At 61.8% G+C, this 21974-nt stretch carries 18 protein-coding genes; 12 read left to right on the top strand and 6 right to left on the bottom strand.

The features are described 5' to 3' along the window. Positions 1-10 precede the first annotated feature (10 nt). The 4 genes from V8P77_RS30605 (at position 11) to xylA (ending at position 5819) form a co-directional block, all read left to right on the top strand. Entirely contained in the window at positions 11-1609 is a 1599-nt protein-coding gene (locus V8P77_RS30605; protein WP_335915949.1) for a DHA2 family efflux MFS transporter permease subunit, read from the top strand. Between the two features lie 208 nt (positions 1610-1817). Continuing rightward, positions 1818-2843 (top strand): LacI family DNA-binding transcriptional regulator, encoded by a 1026-nt coding sequence (locus V8P77_RS30610; RefSeq protein ID WP_335915950.1) that lies wholly within the window; start codon positions 1818-1820, stop codon positions 2841-2843. A 19-nt stretch (positions 2844-2862) separates the two neighbouring features. Continuing rightward, positions 2863-4317 carry a xylulokinase gene (xylB, locus tag V8P77_RS30615; protein WP_335915952.1) on the top strand — a complete coding sequence of 485 codons (1455 nt, stop codon included), beginning with the start codon at positions 2863-2865 and terminating at the stop codon, positions 4315-4317. A 191-nt stretch (positions 4318-4508) separates the two neighbouring features. Further along, positions 4509-5819, top strand: coding sequence for a xylose isomerase (xylA, locus tag V8P77_RS30620; RefSeq protein ID WP_335915954.1), 1311 nt, complete (start codon positions 4509-4511; stop codon positions 5817-5819). An 81-nt stretch (positions 5820-5900) separates the two neighbouring features. On the opposite strand, the gene V8P77_RS30625 is transcribed toward xylA, so the two are convergent. Beyond that, a complete protein-coding gene (locus V8P77_RS30625) occupies positions 5901-6932 on the bottom strand; it encodes a LacI family DNA-binding transcriptional regulator (protein WP_335915955.1) in 1032 nt (343 codons plus the stop codon). A gap of 170 nt (positions 6933-7102) precedes the next feature. Between V8P77_RS30625 and V8P77_RS30630 the strand changes: the two genes are divergently transcribed. From V8P77_RS30630 to V8P77_RS30650, 5 genes are all read left to right on the top strand, one after another. Further along, positions 7103-8629 (top strand): sugar ABC transporter ATP-binding protein, encoded by a 1527-nt coding sequence (locus V8P77_RS30630; RefSeq protein WP_335915956.1) that lies wholly within the window; start codon positions 7103-7105, stop codon positions 8627-8629. A 78-nt stretch (positions 8630-8707) separates the two neighbouring features. Further along, complete coding sequence (locus tag V8P77_RS30635) at positions 8708-9712, top strand: ABC transporter permease (RefSeq protein ID WP_335915957.1); 1005 nt, start codon at positions 8708-8710, stop codon at positions 9710-9712. 83 nt (positions 9713-9795) lie between these two features. Next, on the top strand, positions 9796-10743 hold the full coding sequence (locus tag V8P77_RS30640) for a substrate-binding domain-containing protein (protein ID WP_025396077.1): 948 nt from the start codon (positions 9796-9798) through the stop codon (positions 10741-10743). Between the two features lie 250 nt (positions 10744-10993). Next, a complete protein-coding gene (locus tag V8P77_RS30645) occupies positions 10994-12046 on the top strand; it encodes a sugar phosphate isomerase/epimerase family protein (RefSeq protein WP_335915959.1) in 1053 nt (350 codons plus the stop codon). Positions 12047-12271: 225 nt separating this feature from the next. Beyond that, entirely contained in the window at positions 12272-13459 is a 1188-nt protein-coding gene (locus tag V8P77_RS30650) for a Gfo/Idh/MocA family protein (protein WP_003543019.1), read from the top strand. Between the two features lie 192 nt (positions 13460-13651). Here the strand turns inward: V8P77_RS30650 and V8P77_RS30655 are convergent, their stop codons facing one another. Beyond that, positions 13652-14056, bottom strand: a complete 405-nt coding sequence (locus tag V8P77_RS30655; protein ID WP_335915961.1) for a DoxX family protein — start codon at positions 14054-14056, stop codon at positions 13652-13654. A 237-nt stretch (positions 14057-14293) separates the two neighbouring features. Between V8P77_RS30655 and V8P77_RS30660 the strand changes: the two genes are divergently transcribed. Together V8P77_RS30660 and V8P77_RS30665 are read left to right on the top strand one after the other, a co-directional pair. Beyond that, positions 14294-15667 (top strand): GH1 family beta-glucosidase, encoded by a 1374-nt coding sequence (locus V8P77_RS30660; protein ID WP_335915963.1) that lies wholly within the window; start codon positions 14294-14296, stop codon positions 15665-15667. Between the two features lie 202 nt (positions 15668-15869). After that, positions 15870-18092, top strand: a complete 2223-nt coding sequence (locus tag V8P77_RS30665) for a putative bifunctional diguanylate cyclase/phosphodiesterase (protein ID WP_335915964.1) — start codon at positions 15870-15872, stop codon at positions 18090-18092. A gap of 8 nt (positions 18093-18100) precedes the next feature. Here the strand turns inward: V8P77_RS30665 and trhO are convergent, their stop codons facing one another. From trhO to V8P77_RS30685, 4 genes are all read right to left on the bottom strand, one after another. Beyond that, a complete protein-coding gene (gene trhO, locus V8P77_RS30670) occupies positions 18101-19030 on the bottom strand; it encodes an oxygen-dependent tRNA uridine(34) hydroxylase TrhO (RefSeq protein WP_335915965.1) in 930 nt (309 codons plus the stop codon). A 71-nt stretch (positions 19031-19101) separates the two neighbouring features. After that, positions 19102-19578 (bottom strand): VOC family protein, encoded by a 477-nt coding sequence (locus tag V8P77_RS30675; protein ID WP_335915966.1) that lies wholly within the window; start codon positions 19576-19578, stop codon positions 19102-19104. 144 nt (positions 19579-19722) lie between these two features. After that, positions 19723-20631, bottom strand: a complete 909-nt coding sequence (locus V8P77_RS30680) for a CHAD domain-containing protein (protein WP_335915967.1) — start codon at positions 20629-20631, stop codon at positions 19723-19725. Further along, entirely contained in the window at positions 20609-21097 is a 489-nt protein-coding gene (locus tag V8P77_RS30685) for a CYTH domain-containing protein (RefSeq protein ID WP_335915968.1), read from the bottom strand. The genes V8P77_RS30680 and V8P77_RS30685 overlap by 23 nt, the downstream gene beginning before the upstream one ends. A gap of 154 nt (positions 21098-21251) precedes the next feature. On the opposite strand from V8P77_RS30685, the gene V8P77_RS30690 reads away from it, so the two are divergent. Next, complete coding sequence (locus V8P77_RS30690; protein WP_168341949.1) at positions 21252-21890, top strand: 2-dehydro-3-deoxy-phosphogluconate aldolase; 639 nt, start codon at positions 21252-21254, stop codon at positions 21888-21890. Positions 21891-21974 lie beyond the last annotated feature (84 nt).

Below are 21974 nucleotides of genomic sequence, written 5' to 3' on the forward strand. Positions count from 1 at the left end.
AGGTGATCTGATGGCCGGGAGCGCGACAGCAACGGCAGGAACGATTCCGGCGGCACCCGCCCATGCCGACGAGCGCATGGATCCGAAGAAGCTCATCGCCTTCTTCGCGATGGTGCTCGGCATGTTCATGTCGATCCTCGACATCCAGATCGTCTCGGCCTCGCTTGCGGAGATCCAGGCCGGCCTTTCGGCCGGCAGCGACGAGATCGGCTGGGTGCAGACGTCCTACCTGATCGCCGAAGTGATCATGATCCCGCTTTCTGGCACGTTGGCGCGCATCATCTCGACGCGCTATCTTTTCGCGATCTCGGCTGCCGGCTTCACCATGGCGAGCGCGCTTGCGGCGACGGCGACCAATATCGACCAGATGATCGTCTACCGGGTCATTCAGGGCTTCATCGGCGGCGGCATGATCCCGTCGGTCTTCGCGGCCGCCTTCACCATCTTCCCGCCGTCGAAGCGCAGCATCGTCTCGCCGATCATCGGTTTGATCGCCACGCTGGCGCCGACCATCGGCCCGACCGTCGGCGGCTATCTCAGCCACGCCTTTTCCTGGCACTGGTTGTTCCTCGTCAATATCATTCCGGGCATCATCGTCACGATCGTCACCTGGAACTTCATCGATTTCGATAAGCCGGAACTGTCGCTCTTCAAGAAGTTCGACTGGTGGGGGCTGATCTCGATGGGCGTCTTCCTCGGCGGCCTTGAATATGTGCTCGAAGAGGGCAATTCCAACGACTGGTTCAACGACAGCTACATCACCATAGCGGCCGTCGCTTCCGGCGCTGCAGCCATCGTCTTCTTCTATCGCGCCTTCACGGTGGATTTCCCGGTCGTTGACCTCAAGGCCTTTGCGAACCGAAACTTCTCTTTCGGTTCGGTGTTTTCCTTCGTCATGGGCATCGGCCTCTATGGCCTCACCTATATCTACCCGGTCTATCTCGGGCGCATCCGTGGCTATGACTCATTGATGATCGGTGAGACGATGTTCGTCTCCGGACTTGCGATGTTTCTCACCGCGCCGATCGCCGGACGGCTGTCGACCAAGATGGACCTGCGCCTGATGATGGTGATCGGCTTCGTCAGCTTCGCCGCCGGCACTTTCATCATGATGCATCTGACAGCGGATTGGGATTTCTACGAACTCTTCATCCCGCAGATCCTGCGCGGCTTCGGGCTGATGATGTGCATGGTGCCGATCAACAACATCGCGCTCGGCACGATGCCGCCCTCGCGCATCCGCGGCGCATCCGGCCTGTTCAACCTGACCAGAAATCTCGGCGGCGCCGTCGGCCTTGCCGTCATCAATACCGTGCTCACCAACCGGCAGGACGTGCACTACGAGCGGCTGCGGGAGAATATGGACTGGGGAAATCCGGCGGCGATCGACCAAATGAACAACATGGCCGCCAATTTCAACACGTACGGCATGGACGGCGCCTCGGTTGCGATCAAGCAGATGGTCGGCCTTGCCACCAAACAGGCGATCATTCTTTCCTTCAGCGATGTGTTCCTGATCCTGACCGCGCTCTTCCTTGCCATGATCCTCGGTGTCGCCATGATCAAGAAACCCGCGCCGCAAGGCGGGGGAGGCGGTGGCGGCCACTGACCTCCGGCCTGCCGCCCCTTGAAAAGGCCCTCTTCGGAGGGCCTTTTTGTTGCTGTTTTCCGGCCGCTGTGTCATCAGGCGGATGATCGTCGGCTGGATCAGTCCGAATCGGATAGGCAATGCCGAGAAATGACGCGGGAATCGGCTCGCTGGATTTTTTGATTTACGTACATCAAAATTGGCGCTAATGGTCTCGTCAGGAGGAATGATGAGGCCAACCGTTCACGATATCGCCGCCGCCGCCGGTGTCAGTCTGGCGACTGTCGACCGGGTTCTCAACCAGCGTCCCGGTGTGCGCCACGTCACGCGGGAAAAGGTCGAGACCGCGATCCGTGAGCTCGGTTATGTCAGAGATGTCGCCGCCGCCAATCTTGCCAAGGGGCGCACCTATCCGCTGGTCTTCATCCTGCCGGCCAGCGACAATTCCTTCATGCACGGGCTCAATGCAGAGATCCGCGAGGCAGTCCTCCGATCGTCGGCTGAGCGCACCAATATCCGCACCATCGAGGTGCCGGCCTTCGATCCGGCCGCCCTCGTCTCCGTGCTCGAAGAGCTTTCCCGCGACAAGCCCTGCGGCATCGCGCTGGTTGCGACCGATGCGCCTGACGTGCGCGCCGCCGTCGACAGGCTGGTGCGCGGGCGCTTTCCCATCGTCACCCTGGTTTCCGATCTCACGGGGTCGCTCCGCCATCACTATGCCGGCGTCGACAATATCGCCGCCGGCCGCACAGCCGCCCGGCTGCTCGGGCGATTCCTCGGGCCGCGAAAGGGCGAGATCGCCGTGCTCGCCGGCTCCATGCTGGTGCGTGACCATCGCGAGCGGCTGGAGGGTTTTAGCACAGTCATGGCCGAGGAATTTCCTCATCTGGCGATCCTGCCGGTTCTCGAAGGCCGCGACGACCCCGAGGTCGCCCATATGCTCGTCGCCGACGCGCTCTCCAGACATGCCAGCATCATCGGCGTCTACAGCCTCGGCGCCGGCAATCGCGGCCTGATCCGAGCGTTGAAGGAGAAGGCCGTCGACCGCGTGCTGACCGTGATTGCCCACGAACTGACCGCCCATACGCGCGCAGCACTCATCGACAACACGATCGATGCAATCCTCAACCAGGATGCCGGCCATGAGGTGCGCAGCGCGATCCGGGTGCTGAAAGCCAAGGCGGACGGAATTGCCGTCATCGAAGCGCAGGAGCGCATCCGCCTCGACATATTCCTGAAAGACAATCTGCCGTAACGGCAAAGGAGAATACCCCATGTATCTCGGTCTCGATCTCGGAACCTCCGGCGTCAAGGCGATGCTGATCGACGGTGATCAGAAGATCGTCGGCTCGGCCAATGGTTCGCTCGACGTCTCGCGTCCGCATTCCGGCTGGTCGGAGCAGGAGCCGTCCCACTGGGTGCGCGCCTCGGAGGAGGCTGTCGCCGGCCTCAAGGCAAAACATCCGAAGGAGTTGGCGGCGGTCAAGGGCATCGGCCTCTCCGGCCAAATGCACGGCGCGACGCTGATCGATGCCGCTGACACGGTCCTGCGCCCCTGCATCCTCTGGAACGACACGCGCAGCTATGTCGAGGCTGCGGCACTCGATGCCGATCCGCGTTTCCGCGCGCTCACCGGCAACATCGTCTTCCCCGGTTTCACGGCGCCGAAGCTCGCCTGGGTCGAGAAGCACGAACCCGATGTCTTCGCCAAAATTGCCAAGGTGCTGTTGCCGAAGGATTATCTGCGTCTCTGGCTGACCGGGGACTATATTTCGGAAATGTCGGATTCGGCCGGCACCTCCTGGCTCGATACCGGCAAGCGCGCCTGGTCGTCCGAATTGCTCGCCGCCACCAACCTTTCCGAGGAGCAGATGCCGGCGCTCGTCGAAGGCACCGAGCAGGCCGGTAAGCTGCGGTCCGAACTGGCGGCGCAATGGGGTATATCAGGTGATGTCGTCGTTGCCGGCGGTGCCGGTGACAATGCGGCCTCGGCCTGCGGCATGGGTACGGTCAGCGATAGCGCCGCCTTCGTCTCGCTCGGCACATCAGGCGTGCTTTTTGCCGCCAACGGTTCCTATCTGCCGAAGCCGGAAAGCGCCGTGCATGCCTTCTGCCACGCGCTGCCGAACACTTGGCACCAGATGGGCGTCATCCTATCGGCCACCGATGCGCTCAACTGGCATTCCGGCGTGACCGGCAAGTCGGCCGCCGATCTCACCGGCGAACTCGGCGAGACGCTGAAGGCGCCTACCGGCGTCACTTTTCTGCCCTATCTCTCCGGCGAACGCACGCCGCACAATGATGCCGTCATCCGCGGCGCCTTCATCGGCCTTGAACATGAAAGCAGCCGTGTCGTTCTCACTCAAGCGGTGCTCGAAGGCGTCGCCTTCGCCATTCGCGATAATCTCGAAGCCCTGCGTTCGGCCGGCACCGGCATCTCCCGTGTCACGGCAATCGGCGGCGGTTCGCGCTCGCGCTATTGGCTGGCCTCGATCGCAACCGCGCTCGGCGTTCCCGTCGACCTGCCGGCCGACGGCGATTTCGGCGCGGCCTTCGGCGCTGCCCGCCTCGGCCTGATCGCGGCAACGGGCGCGGATCCGATTGCCGTCTGCACGCCGCCGGTGACGGCGGGCACGATCGAGCCGGTGTCCGCACTGAGCGCCGCTTATGAGGATGCTTACAAGCGCTACCGTGCGCTCTACCCGGCGATCAAGTCGCTGGCGCATTGAGAGTTCGAGCCGGCGGCCCCCTCATCCGACCCTTCGGGCCACCTTCTCCCCGAGGGGAGAAGGGAAAAGAGGCGATGCTGCGAGTCTCTTCTCCCCATCGGGGAGAAGGTGCCGGCAGGCGGATGAGGGGGCCTCTGGCGTAGACCAACAATCTTGAACTTCGAAAAGATACGAACCCAAGGAGACCTAACATGAGCACCGGATTTTTCGGCGATATCCAGAAAGTAAAATATGAAGGCCCGGACAGCACCAATCCGCTGGCCTTCCGCTATTACCAGCCGGACGAGATTGTCATGGGCAAGCGTATGGAAGACCATCTGCGCTTTGCGGTGGCCTATTGGCACACTTTCACCTGGCCCGGCGGCGATCCCTTTGGCGGCCAGACCTTCCTGCGTCCCTGGTTCGAAGACACGATGAAGGCAGCCAAGCTCAAGGCTGACGTCGCCTTCGAATTCTTCTCGCTGCTCGGCTCGCCCTATTACTGCTTTCATGATGCCGACGTGCGTCCTGAGGGCAAGAATTATGCCGAGAACACCAAAAACCTCAACGAGATCGTCGATTATTTCGCCGAGAAGCAGGCTGCAACCGGCACCAAGCTGCTCTGGGGCACGGCGAACCTCTTCTCCCACCGCCGCTACATGTCGGGTGCTGCGACCAACCCCGATCCCGACGTCTTCGCCTTCGCGGCTGCGACGGTCAAGACCTGCATCGACGCCACGCAGAAGCTCGGCGGCGAAAACTACGTGCTGTGGGGCGGGCGCGAAGGTTACGAGACGCTGCTCAACACCGATATCGGCCGCGAGCTCGACCAGCTCGGACGCTTCCTCAACCTCGTCGTCGAATACAAGCACAAGATCGGCTACAAGGGCACGATCCTGATCGAGCCGAAGCCGCAGGAGCCGACCAAGCATCAGTATGACTACGACGTCGCAACCGTCTATGGCTTCCTCAAGAAGCACGGCCTTGAAAACGAGGTGAAGCTCAATATCGAGCAGGGCCACGCGATCCTTGCCGGCCACTCCTTCGAGCACGAGTTGGCGCTTGCCAATGCGCTTGGCATCTTCGGCTCGATCGACATGAACCGCAACGACTACCAGTCCGGCTGGGATACCGACCAGTTCCCGAACAATGTTCCGGAAATGGCGCTCGCCTACTACCATGTTCTGGCAGGCGGCGGCTTCAAGACCGGCGGCACCAACTTCGACTCGAAGCTGCGCCGCCAGTCTCTCGACCCGGCGGACCTGCTGATCGGCCATATCGGCGGCATGGATTGCTGCGCCCGCGGCCTGAAGGCCGCTGCCAAGATGATCGAGGACAAGGCTCTGTCGCAGCCGCTCGCCGATCGTTATGCCGGCTGGGAATCCGCCGAGGCGCAGAAGCTCTTTCGCGGCGAGTACTCGCTGGATGAGATCACCCACTATGTCGAGAGCCACGACGTGAACCCGCAGCCACGGTCGGGCAAGCAGGAACTGCTGGAGAACGTCGTCAACCGCTACGTTTGATAAAGTGCGCCGGCGGTCATCGGCCGTCGGCGCAACCCTCTCCGGCGGGCGCGCGGGCAGGAAGCCCTCAGCCTCTATTGGTCAACGTTTCGACCAGTTGCGCGACGGCGTCGAGACGGAGTTTCGAACCACCAGATCCGGCCGCAGCAGGATTTCCGTTTCGGTTGGCCGGCCATCGGACAGAAGTTCCAGCAGCAGCGCCATCGCCTGCTTGCCGATCGCCGTTCTCGGCTGGCGGATCGTGGTCAGCGGTGGGGATATGAAAACGGCCTGTGGCACGTCGTCGAAACCGGTCACCGAGAAATCCCGCGGAATGTCGTAACCTCGCGCGCCAAGCCCGACCATGACGCCGATCGCCGTCTGGTCGTTGACGCACATGAAGGCAGTTGGAAGCGTGTCGCGCATGAAAAGCTGTTCGACCGCATGCCGCCCGCTTTCGATCGTGCCGTCGCCTTCGAGCACGATCCTGGTGTCGGGTGGGATGCCGGCGGCGTCGAGACCGGCGTCATAACCCATGCGGCGCCTGGTATAGGCAAGCCGGGTGCGCGAATCGCCGATGAAGGCGATCTTGCGATGCCCTTCGGCCAGCAGCAGGTCCACCGCTTTGCGAGCGCCCTCGGTGTCGTCGACGCCGACATAGGGAATGCCGCCGTTGAAGACGGGCTCGAAAACGCCGACGCTCGGCGGCAGCCGCGCGGTCATGGTCTGATGCCCGAAGGGCAGGATGCCGGTGAAGAGGATCAGCCCGGCCGCCTGGTTGGAATTGAAGAATTTCAGATATTCCAGGCCGCGCTGGGCGTCGTTCTGCGTGTGGCCGATCAGGATGCCGTAGCCGTGCGCGCGCGCTTCGTTTTCCAGCCCGACGAGAATGTTGGAGAAATTGGGATCACCGATATCGGGCGCCACGACGAGGATCATGTTGGAGCGGCCGAGCCTCAGGCTGCGCGCCATGGCGTTGGTCGTATAGCCGGTGATGGCGATCGCCTGGTTGACCTTGAGGCGGGTGGAATTGGCGACCTTCTCCGGCATGTGGATTGCCCGGGAAACCGTCGCGATGGAGACCTCGGCGATCCGGGCGACGTCTTCGATGGTTGCGGGCGTGGAATTCGACACTTGGCTCTGCCTTAGGGCTGTCTTCGCCGCGACACTACACAGACTTGTCGAGAGGTCAAAGGCAGGCTTCAACTGATCTGTGTAAATCAACGATGTAAACCTTTACACGATGTATGTAAAGGTTTACATAAGGCCCCAGAGCGGGTGGGATGCCGCTTTGGGAGGACCGGATGACTGTGGAAGCTGCCGACACCGCACCCGTGGTGCTGTCCGCCAGGCGCATATGCAAATCCTTCAGTGGAGTGCAGGTCCTCTTCAGCGTGAACTTCGATCTCCGCGCCGGCGAAATCCACGCGCTGATGGGCGAAAATGGCGCCGGCAAATCAACGCTTGTCAAAGTTTTATCCGGGTTCGAACAGCCGAGCTCCGGCGAGATCCTGCTCGACGGCAAGCCGGTCGTCCTGCCGCCCAATGGCGCCGCCGAGGCGCTTGGTATCGTCATCATTCACCAGGAATTCAACCTCGCCGAACATCTGACCGTGACGGAGAGCCTTTTTCTCGGGCGCGAAGTCACGCGCTTCGGCGTGCTCGACCGCAAATTTATGCGGTCGGAGACACGCAAGGTTCTCGATGTCCTCGGTTCGCATGTCGATGAGAATGCGCTGATCAGCACGCTTTCCATCGCCGACAAGCAAATGGTCGAAATCGCCAAGGCAATCAGCCGCGATGCGCGGGTGGTGTTCATGGACGAACCGACCGCAGTGCTGTCGAGTGAAGAGACCAGCATGCTGTTCAAGCAGGTCCGCAAGCTCCGCGACCAGGGTACCAGCTTCGTCTTCGTGTCCCACAAACTCGACGAAGTGATGGAGTTGACCGACCGGGTCACCGTCCTTCGCGATGGCCAATGGATCAAGACTTCGCCGACATCCGTTCTGGACGGCGAATCGATCGCGCAGCTGATGGTCGGCCGCGAACTCTCCAGCCTCTATCCCGCCAAGGTCGAGCCTGATGTCGACGAGGAGATTGTCCTCAGGGTCGCATCGTTGTCCACGGGCTATGTGAAGGACGCGAGCTTCGAGGTGCGCAAGGGCGAGATTATCGGTTTTTCAGGCATGATCGGCTCCGGCCGCACCGAGCTGATGGAAGCAATCGCCGGGTTGCGGACCCGTCTCGATGGCGAGGTGGTCATCAAGGGTGAAACAGTTCCCTCCGGCGACGTCCATGCCGCCAACCGCTGCGGGCTCGCCTATATGACCAAGGACCGCAAGTCGAAAGGCCTCTTGCTGCGCTCCGGCATGGTGACCAATCTGACCCTGCAATCGCTCGGAAGGCACGCTCGCCACGGTTATCTCAGCCCGGGCAGCGAGGCGGCCGCGATGGCAAAGGCCAAACGCCGCTTCGATATCAGGGTTCGCGACAGCAATATCGTCGCCGGCCGGATGTCGGGGGGGAACCAGCAGAAGCTGCTGCTCGCCAAGGTCATGGAGACCGAACCTCAGATCATCATCATCGACGAGCCTACGCGCGGTATCGATGTCGGCACCAAGCAGCAGATCTATCATTTCATCTCGGCGCTCGCCCGGGACGGCCGGTCGATCATCGTCGTGTCGTCGGAGATGCCGGAGGTCATCGGCCTCTGCACGAGAGTGGCGGTGATGCGCGAAGGGCGTATCGTCGGCGTGCTCGAGGGCGAGGAGATTTCCGAGCAGGAGATCATGCGTTACGCCGCCGGGCTCAAGAAGAAGGCAGCTGCCTGAAGGCTGAAGCAGGGCTTTGCCGATCAGGACGACAGATAAGATTCCCAGAAAATATGGGACGGGAGGTTGGTTTTGGAAATGAGTGTCAACGAGGAGACCAGGGAAATCCGGCGCCGATCCTGGCGGGATGTCGACCTGCGCGCGGTCGCGCCCTTCGTCGCCCTGGCGCTGCTGCTGATCGTCGGAGCCCTGGTCAATCCTAATTTCATCGGCATCACCAACCTTGCCAATGTCGCGACACGCAGCGCCTTCATCGCCATCATCGCAGTCGGTGCGACCTTCGTGATATCAGCGGGAGATCTCGACCTGTCGGTGGGCTCGATGGTGGCCTTCGTCGCCAGCCTGATGATCCTGCTGATGAATTCGGGCGCCGTCGAAAATCCGGCTTTGATGCTGGTGGTCGCGGTCGTCTTCACCATGGTTGCCGGCGCACTCTGCGGCTTGGCGAATGGCCTGATCACGACGGTCGGCAGGATCGAGCCGTTCATCGCGACGCTCGGCACGATGGGCATCTATCGCGGCCTGACGACATGGCTGTCGCAGGGCGGCGCGATCACACTTCGCTCCGCCGATATCCAGACGCTCTATCGCCCTGCTTATTTCGGCAATATCGCCGGCGTGCCTGTGCCGATCGTGGTGATCCTGGCGGTGACGGCGGTTGCTGCCTTCATCCTCTATCGCACCCGCTATGGGCGCCACGTCGTCGCGGTCGGATCAAACAGCGATGTCGCCCGCTATTCGGGCATCGCGGTCGATCGTGTGCGGACGATCGCCTTCGTCATCCAGGGATTGTGCGTCGCCATTGCCGTGCTGCTCTACGTTCCCCGTCTCGGCTCGACATCGGCGACGACAGGTATCCTGTGGGAGCTGCAGGCGATCACCGCCGTCGTCGTCGGCGGCACGGCGCTGAAGGGTGGCGCGGGCAGGGTCTGGGGCACGATCTGCGGCGCCTTCATTCTCGAATTGGTCGGCAACATCATGCTGCTTTCGAATTTCATCAGCGAGTATCTGATCGGCGCCATCCAGGGTGCGATCATCATCATCGCCATGTTCGTCCAGCGCTCGCTGGTGCGCAAAGCTTGAACTGCCAAATCATGAATTGACCGGACTTACAGGGCGTCCGGTCCCGTATGGAAAAGTCCCTGACCTTATTGGGAGGAAATAGCATGCGTAAATTGATGTTGGGCCTGGCGGTTGCGGCGGTGACGTTCGCCGGCGCCGCTCATGCCCAGGACAAGAAATTCACGATCGGCGTATCCATTCCGGCCGCCGACCACGGCTGGACCTCGGGCGTCGTGTTCCATGCCGAACGCGTCGCCAAGCTGCTGATGGCCGAGCATCCCGGTCTCAACGTCATCGTCAAGACCTCGCCGGACGCCGCCAGCCAGGCCAACGCCGTGCAGGATCTCGATACGCAAGGCATCGACGCTCTCGTCATCCTGCCGTCGGACCCGGATCCGCTCGTCAACGCCATCAAGGAAGTCAAGGCCAAGGGCAAGTTCGTCGCCCTCGTCGACCGCGCGCCGAGCAACAATGACAATTCCGTGCGCGACCTCTATGTCGCCGGCAACAACCCGGCTCTCGGCGAAGTCGCCGGCAAGTACATCAAGGACACGACGCCGGACGCCGAAGTGGTCATCATCCGCGGTCTGCCGATCCCGATCGATCAGCAGCGCCAGGATGGCTTCGACAAGGGCATTGCCGGCTCGAACGTCAAGGTTCTCGACCGCCAGTACGGCAACTGGAACCGCGACGATGCCTTCAAGGTCATGCAGGATTACCTGACCAAATACCAGAAGATCGATGTCGTATGGTGCCAGGATGACGACATGGCCGTCGGCGTTCTGCAGGCGATCGAGCAGGCCAAGCGCACCGACATCAAGTATGTCGTCGCCGGCGCCGGCTCCAAGGACATGGTCAAGAAGGTCATGGACGGCGACAAGATGATCCCCGTCGACGTTCTCTATCCGCCGGCAATGGTCGGCACGGCAATGGAGCTGACGGCGGCGGCCCTCTACGATCAGGTTCCGGTTCATGGCAGCTACATTCTCGATGCGACGCTCGTCACCAAGGAGAATGCCAAGGACTTCTATTTCCCGGATTCGCCGTTCTGATCCATCGATTTGAGACATGCGCCCATTCGAAAGGATGGGCGCATTTTTTATGGTTCCACTACAGCGGCTGGCCGAAAATGCTGCACGTACCTCTTGCCCGCCAAAGCCCATCATGATTAGCTCGCAGCCATATCGCATTTGGCCTCGCGCCAAATTCGACGCAAGGGCGAGGAGGCGCCTTGCTCCCGCCAAATAGCGTGTTACAACACTTCAGAAACGTTTACGGTCGATATTCAGGGAGGAATCTGACATGAAGACGATCAAGGGCCCCGGCCTTTTCCTTGGCCAGTTCGCGGGCGATACCGCTCCTTTCAATTCGTGGGACGCCATCACCAAATGGGCGTCCGACATCGGTTACAAGGGCGTCCAGGTGCCGACCTGGGCCAGCCAGTTGATCGATCTGAAGAAGGCTGCCACATCCAAGGCCTATTGCGATGAATTCGCCGGCAAGGCTCGCGAAAACGGCATCGAGATCACCGAACTCTCCACCCATCTGCAAGGCCAGCTCGTCGCCGTTCATCCGGCCTATGATGAAGCCTTTGACGGATTTGCGGCACCGGAGGTGCGCGGTAATCCGAAGGCGCGTCAGGAGTGGGCAGTCGAGCAGGTCAAGATGGCTCTGACGGCATCCAAGAACCTCGGGCTTACGGCGCATGCGACCTTCTCCGGCGCGCTTGCCTGGCCCTTCATCTATCCCTGGCCGCAGCGTCCTGCCGGTCTGGTCGAGACTGCCTTCGACGAACTCGCCCGCCGCTGGACGCCGATCCTCAACCATGCGGACGAGAACGGCATCGACGTCTGCTACGAAATCCATCCGGGTGAGGATCTGCATGACGGCATCACCTTCGAGATGTTCCTCGAGCGCGTGAAGAACCATCCGCGCGCCAACATGCTCTACGATCCCTCGCACTATGTCCTGCAGTGCCTCGATTATCTCGACAACATCGACATCTACAAGGACCGCATCAAGATGTTCCACGTCAAGGATGCGGAGTTCAATCCGACCGGGCGCCAGGGCGTCTACGGCGGCTATCAGGGCTGGGTCGAACGTGCCGGCCGGTTCCGTTCTCTCGGTGACGGCCAGGTCGATTTCGGCGCGGTATTTTCGAAGATGACGGCGAATAATTTCGATGGCTGGGCCGTGGTCGAATGGGAATGCGCGCTGAAGCATCCGGAAGACGGTGCCCGCGAAGGCGCCGAATTCGTTGCCGCCCATATCATCCGCGTCACCGAGAAAGCCTTCGACGATTTCGCCGGCAGCGGTACGGACCAGGCGGCGAACCGGCGGATGCTGGGGCTTTAGGCTTTCATTTCCCTTCTCCCCAGCGGGGAGAAGATGCCCGTCAGGGCAGATGAGGGGGATGAGGAGCGATAGCGACGAATGCCTTGAGCGACAAGCGAAAGGCAATATCTGTCGCTGGGCCCCCTCATCCGGCCCTCCGGGCCACCGACCGGGGTTGAGCGACGGGGCTCAACCCGTCCTTCGAACCCCCGAGGGGAGAAGGGAAGAAAAATTCAGGAGGAATCAATGGCAATCGAAGCATCATCCGAACAGACCCGCGAGCCGCGCATCCGGCTCGGCATGGTGGGCGGCGGCGCGGGCGCGTTTATCGGCGCGGTCCACCGTATCGCGGCACGCATCGACGATCAGTACGATCTCATCGCCGGCGCGCTGTCGGCTTCGCCCGAAAAGGCGATCGCATCCGGCCGCGACCTCGGCCTCGATCCGTCGCGGACCTATTCCAGCTATCGCGAGATGGCGATCCGCGAGGCGAAGCTGAAGAACGGCATTGAGGCGGTGGCGATCGTCACGCCGAACCATGTGCATTACGATGCGGCCAAAGAATTCCTGAAGCGCGGCATCCACGTCATCTGCGACAAGCCGCTGACGTCCAACCTTGCCGATGCGAAGAAGCTGAAGAAGATCGCCGACGAGAGCGGCGCGCTCTTCGTGCTGACGCATAATTACACCGGCTATCCGATGGTCCGCCAGGCACGCGAGATGATCGCGAACGGTGAACTCGGCGACATCCGCGTCGTCCAGGCCGAATATCCGCAGGACTGGCTGACGGAAGCGGTCGAGCAAACCGGCCAGAAGCAGGCCGCCTGGCGCACCGATCCGGCGCAGTCCGGCGTCGGCGGCTCGACCGGGGATATCGGCACGCATGCCTATAATCTCGCTGCCTTCATCACCGGTCTCGAGCTCGACAGCCTCGCCGCCGATCTCGACAGTTTCGTTCCCGGCCGCCGGCTGGACGACAACGCCCATGTCATGCTGCGCTTCAAGGCGAAGGGCTCGGAGAAACCGGCAAAGGGCATGCTCTGGTGCAGCCAGGTGGCGCCCGGCCACGAGAACGGCCTGATGGTCCGCGTCTACGGCACCAAGGGCGGGCTCGAATGGACACAGAAGGACCCGAACTACTTGTGGTACACGCCTTTCGGGGAGCCGAAGCGGCTGATCACCCGGGGTGGCGCCGGTTCAGGGGCGGCTGCCGGCCGTGTCACGCGTGTGCCATCCGGGCATCCGGAAGGTTATCTCGAAGCCTTCGCGACGATCTATACGGAAGCCGCGCATGCGATCAACGCCCGCAAGAAGGGCAAGGCCGTCGACAAGGCAGTGGTCTACCCGACGGTCGATGACGGCGTGAAGGGTGTGGCTTTCGTCGAAGCCTGCGTCGCGTCTTCGAAGAAGAACGGCGCCTGGGTCAAGGTCTGAATTTAATGATCCGCGTCATTGGCGTCGCCCAATGAAAAACGCCGAGGCGGTCTACTGCATAATTTTGTCCTTAAATCGGAATCGATTTAAGGACAAAATTATGCAGCAATTCAAAGTGCTACAGCGTCCTTTGCTCGTCTGAGAAGACGCGCGGCGCTGTAGAGTCGCCTCGGCTTTTTATTTTATTTCTGATCAGGCCGCAGCAGTGCGGCCGCGCTTCAGAAGGTTGTCGACGCTCAACGGTCCGGCACCTGCCGCCACCAGATAAAGAAACACGAAGCAGAACAGGATCGCCGCGACGCCGCCGTTCTGGACGGGGTAGATGCCCTTCGATGCATGCCCGATGAAATAGGCAAAGGCCATCAGGCCCGAGAGCACGAAGGCTGCGATACGGGTCTGGAATCCCACCAGGACCAGGAAGCCGAAGGTGAGTTCGAGCAGCCCGGCAATCCAGGAGAGCGAGCCCGGGGGCGGCACGCTTGCCGCGGCCGGAAAATGCAGGATCTTCTGTGTTCCATAGCTGAAAAGTACAAGTGACGAGACGATGCGCAACAGGCTCAGCAGATGAGGCTGCAGCGAATGGACCGAAGAGAGCATTGGATTCCTTTCACATTTGTCATGCCATTTCCCGTGTAAGGATCTCGGTCTCAACGGCCAAGTCACGACTGCTGACAATGCCGTTATGAGGATGGTTGCCGGATAGGGAGCGGCGTTGCAGCTGCCCTGTATTTCCTCCTGCAACGTTGCAGTTTTTCTCGCCGCCAGCCTGTACTTTGCACTCAGGCTTGGCTAAATCCGGCGCAAACGGCTGAACCTGAGAGATAGGATTTGCAGATGATCGATCCGAAGAAACTCGCGGAGCGCTTTCCCGGCGACTTCACTTTCGGCGTTGCCACCGCCGCCTTCCAGATCGAAGGCGCCAGCAAGGCCGATGGCCGCAAGCCATCCATCTGGGATGCTTTCTGCAATATGCCCGGCCGCGTCCATAATCGCGATAACGGCGACGTTGCCTGCGACCACTACAATCGCCTGGAGCAGGACCTCGATCTCATCAAGGAGATGGGTGTCGAAGCCTACAGGTTCTCGATCGCCTGGCCGCGCATTATCCCCGACGGCACGGGTCCGGTGAACGAGACCGGCCTCGATTTTTACGACCGGTTGGTCGACGGCTGCAAGGCGCGGGGCATCAAGACCTTCGCGACGCTCTACCATTGGGACCTGCCTCTGTTGCTCGCCGGCGAGGGCGGCTGGACTGCGCGCTCGACCGCCTACGCCTATCAGCGCTATGCCAAGACGGTGATGAACCGCTTGGGGGATCGCCTTGACAGTGTCGCCACCTTCAACGAGCCCTGGTGCATCGTCTGGCTGAGCCACCTCTACGGCATTCATGCTCCTGGCGAGCGCAACATGCAGGCCGCCCTTCACGCCATGCATTACATGAACCTGGCCCACGGGCTCGGCGTCGAGGCGATACGCTCGGAAGCCCCCAATGTGCCGGTCGGCCTCGTGCTCAATGCCGCCTCGATCATTCCCGGCTCCGACAGCCCGGCCGATCGCGCCGCCGCCGAGCGTGCACATCAGTTCCACAACGGCGCCTTCTTCGACCCCGTCTTCAAGGGCGAGTATCCCAAGGAATTCGTCGAAGCGCTCGGCGATCGCATGCCCGTCATCGAGGATGGCGACCTGAAGCTCATCAGCCAGAAACTCGATTGGTGGGGCCTGAACTACTACAAGCCCGAGCGTGTCACCGACGATGCCGAACGCAAGGGCGATTTCCCCTGGACGGTGGAAGCGCCGCCGGCAAGCGACGTCAAGACCGATATCGGCTGGGAAATCTATGCGCCGGGCCTGAAGCTCTCGGTCGAGGATCTCTACCGCCGCTACGACCTGCCGGAATTCTACATCACCGAGAACGGCGCCTGCGACAACACCGATGTCGTCGACGGCGAGGTCGACGATGTGATGCGTCTGGACTATGTCGGCGATCACCTCGACATCGTCGCCGGCCTCGTCAAGGACGGCTATCCCCTGCGCGGCTATTTCGCCTGGAGCCTGATGGACAATTTCGAATGGGCGGAAGGCTACCGCATGCGCTTCGGCCTCGTCCATGTCGATTATCAGACGCAGTTACGCACGGTGAAGAAGAGCGGCAAGTGGTATCGCGAACTGGTGGCTCAGTTCCCGAAGGGCAATCACAAAGCGGGTTAGCGCAATTACTCCAGCGGGCGCTTGATCCAGGCGCTTTTTGAACTTGCCCCGTCCGGCGGCACGGCAAGCTGACGCTGCTTGCCGTTAATTTCGCGACCACCGGCGGCACGGACAAAAATCGATTGTCAGACACGTGCAACAGGCGGTTGTTTAAGCGTTTTTGAACCCTTGGCTGGCAAAGTGCACCGGTCAGGGAGCTGTTATGCAGGCAGTCGGAAAGTCGCAGAGCAAGGAATCGGGAATAGGCCGTCACATTACCGTCACCGGCGTACTTTTCTCCTTCGCGGTCATCGTCGCCGTCGTCACCGTCATGGTGCTGACTGCGCTCGAACGCGTGACCGAAAACGCCAATCTCCTCGATGACGAGCGCTCGCGCGAAACGACGATCGGCGCGGTCAAGACTTTCGAGGACCAGCTCGGCGCGACGCTCGACGATTATGCCGCCTGGGACGATGCCGCCGCCAACGTCTACGCGCCGGACGGTATGGCCTGGACGGTAAGCAACTACGGCGAGATGTCGGTCAACAGCTCGCTGTTCGACATGGCGATCGTCATCGATGACGAGAAGAAGGCGATCATGGCTTATCGCGACGGCAAACCGATGGAGGAGCCGCTCGCGGATTTCTTTGCGCCGTCGCTCTGGATTCTGCTCGACAGGGTGAAGGCGGCCGGCCCGGCCGATCGTCCTCAGGCGGTGGGTTTCGTCACCACCAAACGTGGCATTGCCGCTGTCGGCGTGGCATTGGTGCGGGAAAAGTCCGGTGCGCTGGATGCGCCCGCCGGCCAGCGCCGCTACCTTGTTTTCGCCCGCCATCTCGATGACGACAGAGTGACCGCGCTCGGCCAGACCTATGTCATCGGCGGGCTGAAGCTGGCGCCGCCGAGTTTTGCCGCCGACTATCGCGTACCCATCGTCGATCCGACGGGGGCAACGCTCGGCAAGCTCGTCTGGACCTCGCGTTCACCGGGCGATATCGCCTATGCGCAGGTGCGGCCGATGGTCATCCAGGCTCTCGGCCTCGTCGGATTGTTCTTCGTGGTGCTGCTGGTCATCGGCTGGCTTACCGGCCGCCGCCTAAAGGCAGAGGAAGGCAGCGCCCGCGAGGAGGCGTTGCGCGACAGGCTGAGTGGCCTTTCAAATCGTGACGGTCTCGGGCTCGCTGTCGATCGCTTTGTCGTCGAGGCATGCCAGGCCAAGCGCAACGTGCTGCTCCTCTATCTCGATCTTGATGGCTTCAAGGAAGTCAATGACAGTTACGGCCACGGCACCGGCGACCAGTTGATCCGTGCGGTCGCGGCCGGGCTCGATGTGCTCATTCCGCAGGGTGCGGTTCTCGCCCGTATCGGCGGCGATGAATTTGCGATCGCCTTTCTCTCCGACAGCGAGAATGCCGCCGCCCTGCAGCTGGCCGAGCAGATCCTCGATTTTCTGGTCGAGCCGCTGGAGATCGGGCGCCGTGTCGTCGTCGTCGGGGCAAGCATCGGTATCGCTATGTCGCCTTCCGGGACGATCGGGCGTGAGGAGCTGGTGCGCCGTTCCGACCTTGCCATGTACAAGGCGAAGGAGGCCGGCCGCGCGCGCATGACGCTCTACGATCCGTCGATGGACGCCGATCGAGAGCAGCGCAATGCGCTGGAGCTCGATCTCCGGACCGCCATCGAAAGCGGTGACCTGACGCTCGCCTACCAGCCGCTGATCGATGCGGCGACGCATGCGATGACCGGCGTCGAGGCGCTGGTGCGCTGGAACCGCCCGGGCCATGGCCCCGTTTCGCCCGAGCTGTTCATCCCGATCGCCGAGACCAGCGGCCTCATCGAATCGCTCGGTCTGTTCGTGCTGCGCAAAGCCTGCGAGACGGCCAAGCAATGGCCGGAACTCAATGTCTCGGTCAACGTCTCGCCCGGCCAGTTCCGCAATCCCGCCTTTAGCGACTATGTGCGCTACGTGCTGAAGCAGACGGAGATCGAGGCCGGCCGTATCACGCTCGAGATCACCGAAGGCTACATGATCCAGAATCCGCAGCGCACCCGCCAGTCGATCGAACGGTTGAAGGGACTGGGGGTCAAGGTGGCGCTCGACGATTTCGGTTCCGGCTTCTCCTCGATCGGTTATCTCAGGCAGTTCGGCTTCGACCGCATCAAGATCGATCGCTCGCTGGTCATGGGTGTCAACGACAAACGCCAGCGCGAGATGCTGCAGGCGACGGTGGCGCTCGCCCGCTCGCTCGACATTCCGGTGACGGCCGAGGGCATCGAGACCGAGGAGCAGGCGATAGCCATGCGCCTTTTCGGCTGCGACTGCCTGCAGGGCTATTTGTTCGGAAAGCCTGTGACATCAGACCTTATCACCGAGATGCTGAACGAGCGACGTGCAGCGGAGCCGGCGGCCCGACGCCACATCGGCGCAGCTCGACCGGCGGCCTGAATCCTGGCTCAGCTGCCGATATGTCGCTGGCCGCGCTTCTTCGCCAGGGCGATCTGGTGCTGACGCTGACGGTAACGCAGCCGGTCTTCCTCCGTGCGCGTGTCGTAGCAGTGGCTGCAGGAAACGCCTTCCTCGTAAAGCGGTGAAGTCATTTCCTCGGCAGTGATCGGGTTGCGGCAGGCGTGGCAGAGCCGGTGTTCGCCTTCCTTCAGCCCGTGCTCGACGGACACGCGCTCGTCGAAGACGAAGCAGGCGCCATCCCAGAGGCTTTCCTCCTGCGGCACTTCCTCCAGATATTTCAGGATGCCGCCCTTCAGATGATAGACCTCGTCGAAGCCCTCAGCCTTCATGAAGGCGGTGGCCTTCTCGCAGCGTATGCCGCCGGTGCAGTACATGGCGACCTTCGGCTTGTTGTGAAGATCGGGATTCTGACGCACCCATTCCGGAAACTCACGGAAGCTCTTGGTCTTCGGGTCGAGCGCGTCGCGGAAGGTGCCGATTGCGGTCTCGTAGTCGTTGCGGGTGTCGATGACGATGGTGTCGGGATCTGATATCAGCGCGTTCCAGTCCTTGGCGGCCACATAGGTGCCGACCACCTTGTTGGGGTCGATATCTTCGACGCCCATGGTGACGATTTCCTTCTTCAGCTTCACCTTCATGCGCAGGAAGGGCATTTTCGAGGCGCGGCTTTCCTTGTGCTCGAGGCCTGAAAATTCCGGCTGGGCGCGCAGGAAGGCAAGCACGGCGTGAATGCCGGTATCCGGGCCTGCGATCGTGCCGTTGATGCCTTCATGCGCCAGAAGCAGCGTGCCCTTGACGCCGTTCTGCTCGCAAAGCGTCTGCAACGGCGCCTGCAGTCCGGCAAAGCGCGGCACGGAAACGAAATGATAGAGTGCGGCCACGAGGAACGGGCTGGTGTGTGTCAGGCTGTCGGTCATAGGCCGGAAATACAGAAAATCGACGGGCCGCGCAATTGCCTTCGCCAGCGGCGGCCTTGACCGGTGACCGATTACGCCCGCGCCTGCCACGCGGAAAACGGCCGCACGCCGAAGCTCCGGTCTGGGATGTCGTCGAGAATGCTGATGAACTCGATCGAGTGCCCATCCGGATCCTTGAAATAGATCGACAGTGCCGGCATCCAGCCGAGAACCACCGGCTCCGTCACCGGTTCGCCGGTAAAGCCGAGAGGTTCCACACCTTTTGCCCTGAGAATGGCGGGTGCCTGCTGCACGCCCTCGGCGGCCATGCGGAAGGCGATGTGCAGCCGCATCTTCAGCGGCCCGCTTCCGGCTTCCCATAGGCCGAGCATGCCGGTCTTCCTGCCGTCCACCCAGAGGAAAGCGACTTTACGCTCCTCGAATGAGGCTGCCGGTTCGAGCCCGACGACATCGCGGTAGAAATCGACGGAGGTCTTGAGATCGGCAACGGTCAGATGGGTCTCATAGAGCCCGAGCACCTTCGGCATCGCGGTATTTTCGGCGGTCATTTTTTCCTCGCGGTCAAGTCTCTGCTTGTTCGACCACCGGAGGCTAGGACCTCAAGATTGGTTGAGGTCAATAGGGTTCCTTGTGATATTGCAGATGCGATGGGAAATGCAGGGCTGCGCAAGCACCTCCGATTTCGCCGTCTCTCAACTCCCGGCCATCAGCCAGAGGAGCTCGATGCGCTCCGCTTCCTCGTCGGCATCATCGGCGAACACGGCTTCGGCTTTGACCAGCGCTTGCCGCCGGTCTTCCTGCTGGCGGAAGATGATGATGTCGAGCAGATGCGCCAGGTCGTCGTTGCGGGTGAAGAGCTGCGGTTCGGCTTCGACCAGTTCGGAGAGCACGGCGAGATCGTGGATGTGGCCGAGATCCTCGACGAGTTCCTTGGCGGCATCGCGCTTGGCCTTCATCGCGCCCGGCCAGACGTCACGCAAAAGGGCATGATAGAGCCGATAGTCGTAGGTGCGCTTGCGCAGATCGTGGAAATCGTCGGCCGATGCCTCGCCATGGCAAGCCGCAAGCGCGGTCTTGGCCTTCCGCGCCGTGCGTCGCCAGCTCTTTGCCAGCATGCGGGCATTCTTGCGGTGGCCGCCATCAAAGGAGACGGCATCCAGGGCGGCGATCGCTTCCTTCAGAAGGACGGAGGTTTCCGCGAGCCGCTGTTCCAGGCCGCTTTCGGCTTCCGCCATCCAATCACGGCGCCCTTCGAGAATGGTGACGATGCGGCCGAGCGCCTCGCTCTCCTCTTTCCCGCGGGCTGCATGCTGCAGATATTCCGCAGTGCCGATGAGGGCGGCAGCGTCGCGGATCGCCGAAAGCGAGCGTGCGGTATCGCGCAGTCTCGCATTTTCCTGGGCCTGAAAATCCGGCACCTCGCGGGCCACGAGGCGGTAGAGCGAGCGCAGCCGTTTCAGGTTCTTGCGGAAAGAATGGATCGCCTCATGCGCGCCGTCCGGGCGTTCCTCAAGGAAAGTGACGGCGCGTTCCAGCTGCTCCGTCGCGACGCTGCGGAATGCCTTGGTGAAATCGGCGTCAGGCCGAATGCGATAGGCCATGCCTGTCGTGCCCGTATTCTGTGGCAAGGGCCTGATTGGAATAGCGGAAATCGCCCGTCACTTCGCGGCCAAGCCAGGTGGGCAGGGCCGGATCATCAGTTTCCGCCGTCAGCTCCACCTCGGCAATCACCAGTCCGCGATGCTCGCCGGTAAAGACGTCGACTTCCCAGACGAAGTCCTCATGCGGAACGCGATAGCGCGTCTTCTCGATGACGACGCCGATCGCGTTCTGCAACAGCTCTTCGGCATCGGCGATCGGAATATCGTACTCAAATTCGTCACGGGTGATGGTGCTGCGGCCGATCTTGATCGTCAGTTTCGCCTTCCTGCCGTCGAGGATGCGCACGCGCACGGAACGATCGTCCATCGAGGCGATGTAACCCTGCCTGAAGACAGATTTCGTCTCGACGGCGGAACGCCATCCATCGCTGCGTACAAGAAACTTCCGCTCGATCTCTTTCGCCATATCGGTGAACCTTTTGTGACGATTGCGGCACGGTAGCCCAATTTCCACGCATTTCATACCCTTCTCGTCATGCGGTCCGGTTTTATCTCGACAAGGTTCCGCCGGGGCGTTATTCGGGGTCCGAATTCAATTGTTTCAAGGAGGTCGCGCGACCATGGGCGAGAAAACAGAGAAGCTCCTTTCCATCCTGAAACTCCAGCCTGTCGTTCCGGTCTTGATCGTCGACGATGCGAAGACGGCGGTGCCGCTGGCCCGCGCGCTCGTCGCGGGCGGCCTGAAGGCGATCGAGATCACCATGCGCACGCCGGCGGCGCTCGAGGCCGTGCGCGCCGTCGCCGCAGAGGTCGAGGGCGCCGAAGTCGGTGCCGGTACGATCCTCAATGTCGCCCATTGGAAAGCCGCCGTCGAGGCCGGTTCGAAGTTCATCGTCAGCCCGGGCACGACGCAGGAACTGCTCGATGCCGCCGCCGATTCCGACGTGCCGCTGCTCCCCGGGGCTGCGACCGCCAGCGAAGTCATGGCGCTGCGCGAAGAAGGCTACCAGGTGCTGAAATTCTTCCCGGCCGAGCAAGCCGGCGGCGCTGCCTATCTCAAAGCGCTGTCCTCACCGCTTGCCGGCACGCTGTTTTGTCCGACCGGCGGCATTTCGCTGAAGAACGCCAATGATTATCTCTCGCTGCCGAACGTCATTTGCGTCGGCGGCTCGTGGGTGGCGCCAAAGGAACTGGTCGCGGCAGGCGACTGGGCCGGCATTACCAAGCTCGCGGCAGAGGCGGCGGCGCTGAAGGCCTAAACCTTTGTTCGGTGGTGGCGACACCCCCCCTCTGTCCTGTGTCCAGCCGATAGATGGGTAACAGATTGAACCGGATAGATGGGT

Source organism: Rhizobium aouanii (assembly GCF_037002925.1).
GTDB lineage: Bacteria > Pseudomonadota > Alphaproteobacteria > Rhizobiales > Rhizobiaceae > Rhizobium > Rhizobium aouanii.

Bases quoted from the DNA above. Each gene is read 5' to 3' on its own strand.
- V8P77_RS30605 (WP_335915949.1), top strand. From the start codon at position 11: ATGGCCGGGAGCGCGACAGCAACGGCAGGAACGATTCCGGCGGCACCC.
- V8P77_RS30610 (WP_335915950.1), top strand. From the start codon at position 1,818: ATGAGGCCAACCGTTCACGATATCGCCGCCGCCGCCGGTGTCAGTCTG.
- xylB (WP_335915952.1), top strand. From the start codon at position 2,863: ATGTATCTCGGTCTCGATCTCGGAACCTCCGGCGTCAAGGCGATGCTG.
- xylA (WP_335915954.1), top strand. From the start codon at position 4,509: ATGAGCACCGGATTTTTCGGCGATATCCAGAAAGTAAAATATGAAGGC.
- V8P77_RS30630 (WP_335915956.1), top strand. From the start codon at position 7,103: ATGACTGTGGAAGCTGCCGACACCGCACCCGTGGTGCTGTCCGCCAGG.
- V8P77_RS30635 (WP_335915957.1), top strand. From the start codon at position 8,708: ATGAGTGTCAACGAGGAGACCAGGGAAATCCGGCGCCGATCCTGGCGG.
- V8P77_RS30640 (WP_025396077.1), top strand. From the start codon at position 9,796: ATGCGTAAATTGATGTTGGGCCTGGCGGTTGCGGCGGTGACGTTCGCC.
- V8P77_RS30645 (WP_335915959.1), top strand. From the start codon at position 10,994: ATGAAGACGATCAAGGGCCCCGGCCTTTTCCTTGGCCAGTTCGCGGGC.
- V8P77_RS30650 (WP_003543019.1), top strand. From the start codon at position 12,272: ATGGCAATCGAAGCATCATCCGAACAGACCCGCGAGCCGCGCATCCGG.
- V8P77_RS30655 (WP_335915961.1), bottom strand. From the start codon at position 14,056: ATGCTCTCTTCGGTCCATTCGCTGCAGCCTCATCTGCTGAGCCTGTTG.
- V8P77_RS30660 (WP_335915963.1), top strand. From the start codon at position 14,294: ATGATCGATCCGAAGAAACTCGCGGAGCGCTTTCCCGGCGACTTCACT.
- V8P77_RS30665 (WP_335915964.1), top strand. From the start codon at position 15,870: ATGCAGGCAGTCGGAAAGTCGCAGAGCAAGGAATCGGGAATAGGCCGT.
- trhO (WP_335915965.1), bottom strand. From the start codon at position 19,030: ATGACCGACAGCCTGACACACACCAGCCCGTTCCTCGTGGCCGCACTC.
- V8P77_RS30675 (WP_335915966.1), bottom strand. From the start codon at position 19,578: ATGACCGCCGAAAATACCGCGATGCCGAAGGTGCTCGGGCTCTATGAG.
- V8P77_RS30680 (WP_335915967.1), bottom strand. From the start codon at position 20,631: ATGGCCTATCGCATTCGGCCTGACGCCGATTTCACCAAGGCATTCCGC.
- V8P77_RS30685 (WP_335915968.1), bottom strand. From the start codon at position 21,097: ATGGCGAAAGAGATCGAGCGGAAGTTTCTTGTACGCAGCGATGGATGG.
- V8P77_RS30690 (WP_168341949.1), top strand. From the start codon at position 21,252: ATGGGCGAGAAAACAGAGAAGCTCCTTTCCATCCTGAAACTCCAGCCT.